At 70.6% G+C, this 1,822-nt stretch carries 3 protein-coding genes; 1 reads left to right on the forward strand and 2 read right to left on the reverse strand.

Annotated features, from left to right (window positions below; translation table 11 throughout):
• The coding region (locus ABT245_RS44365) for a DUF397 domain-containing protein (protein WP_351746427.1) at positions 1 to 142 on the forward strand (142 nt) is incomplete at its 5' end.
• Positions 143 to 287: 145 nt separating this feature from the next.
• Here the strand turns inward: ABT245_RS44365 and ABT245_RS44370 are convergent.
• Both ABT245_RS44370 and ABT245_RS44375 read right to left on the reverse strand, forming a co-directional pair.
• Positions 288 to 1,466, reverse strand: coding sequence for a methyltransferase domain-containing protein (locus tag ABT245_RS44370; RefSeq protein ID WP_351746418.1), 1,179 nt, complete (start codon positions 1,464 to 1,466; stop codon positions 288 to 290).
• Positions 1,463 to 1,600: a hypothetical protein gene (locus ABT245_RS44375; protein ID WP_351746421.1), complete on the reverse strand. Its 138-nt coding sequence runs from the start codon at positions 1,598 to 1,600 to the stop codon at positions 1,463 to 1,465. Before ABT245_RS44375 ends, ABT245_RS44370 begins: the two co-directional genes overlap by 4 nt.
• Positions 1,601 to 1,822: the final 222 nt, after the last annotated feature.

Below are 1,822 nucleotides of genomic sequence, written 5' to 3' on the forward strand. Positions count from 1 at the left end.
TAGCGGCAACACCGGCGGCGACTGCGTAGAAGTCGCCGACCTCAACGCACTCGTTGCCGTCCGTGACTCCAAGAACCCCGACGCAGGGCGGTTCGCTGTCGCGCCGCAGGCGTGGGGTGTCTTTTTGCGGGGTCTCAAGTGAGTTGACCCCACACCGGCAGAACGGGCACAGGTTCTGGAGATGCCTGTGCCCGCGCTGTCGGCATGGCGGGATGCCCTGGCGCACCCAGGCAGGCAACCGTCATATGAGTGGCCCCGGCCGTTGGCCACGAGGGAACGTCTCGGGATCAGGTGAACGGCAGAACGTCCGCCGGGCGCTCAAGCCAAGCGCAGGTGGTCCCGTCCGGGCCTACCGTGAGGCCGAACCGGTCAAGGGCCGGCCTGCCCTGCTCGGTCCACCACGTCAGCGCTCGTTCCACCTCGTCCCACAGGCGACGGGGGCCGGACTGGTGGACGGTGGCGTCCGGCTCGCCGCTGCGGAACTCGGCGACCGCCCATGACCGGCTCGCCAAGTCGAAGAACCACGCCTTCCCGGCCCCCTCATCGCTCTCGTTGACGACATGGGCGCAGTCGGGAACACAGAGCCCCACGACGAACCGGGCGGGCTTGTAGCGGCCCCCCAGGTCCGCCATCGTGAGTCGGGTACGGGACACGTCGGCGTCGCCGGGGAAGGCAGGGACGTACGCGCGGAAGCGGTCCCAGTCGAGACGCTGGGCCCGTAGCTTCATGAACTCGACCATGCGCAGGAACGGCCCCGAAGCCCGGCCGTCCTCGTCCACGGTCAGCCGGACCAGCGCGTCCTGGTCGCTGTAGTGAGTGCCCCAGGGGGCGAGGATGACCCCGCCGCTCCGGGTCTGCTCCAACCACTGCGGCGCGACCGCCCGCACACCGGCCGTGACGATCACGCGGTCATACAGTGCCCCGTCCGGCCAGCCGTCGCGGCCGTCTCCCTGGACCACTTCGGGACTGAGCCCGGTGCGCTTCAAGGCGGCGCGGGCCTGCTCCGCGACGGCGCTGTCGATCTCGACGCTGACCACGTTGGAGCTGCCCAGACGGTGGGCGAGGAGCGCGGCGTTCCAGCCGGTACCGGTGCCGACTTCGAGCACCCGCATGCCCTCGCGCACATCCAGGTCGCGGAGCATCGAGGCCACGACATACGGCATGCTTGCGGAACTGGTCGCGACGGTACCGGGCTCGGTGCCGGTGTGCTGTCCGTCGTCCCACTGGGTGACGATCGGGACGTCCGCGTACGCGGCCCGCTCCCACGCTTCGGGGGCGTCGCCACGGTGGACGGAGACGCTACGGCCGGTAGCCATGTCGTAGGGCCAGACGAGATCCGGCAGGAACAGCGTTCGCGGTACGGCCCTGAACGTCCGGGCCCATTCGGGCGTCAGGGCTCCGATGCCGCGGAGGGACCGCGCCAGCTCGTCACCGGCGCGGCCTTCCTGCTCGGGGGTGAGCGTCACTTGCGGTGCTTCCCGTCACCTTCAGGGCTGCCGCCGTCCGGGGGCGGCGGCGGGGGCGGCGTCCAGGGCTGGCCGGGGAGGTCGTCCTCGTCGCTGCCCCCGTCGCCTCCGTTCCACACGATCGGTTCCGTCATCGTCGACTGCTCCCTTGACTCATACGAATCCCGTCAGGCGGAGCGCCGAACGGGGTCGTGCTGCCCGGCCCCCACCGGGCACGGGCGCCTGGATGGCCGTCGCGTCCGCAGACCGCTCAGCTCGCCAGTTGACGTGCTCCCTGGCCTAAAGTCCAGGGATTCCGGCCTGGGTCGTCTGACTCTTCCGGTGGCTTCCTGCTTCACCGCGCTGTGCGGGCACGT

The sequence above is a fragment of the Streptomyces sp. NPDC001508 genome (genome assembly GCF_040298665.1).
Taxonomy (GTDB): Bacteria; Actinomycetota; Actinomycetes; order Streptomycetales; family Streptomycetaceae; genus Streptomyces.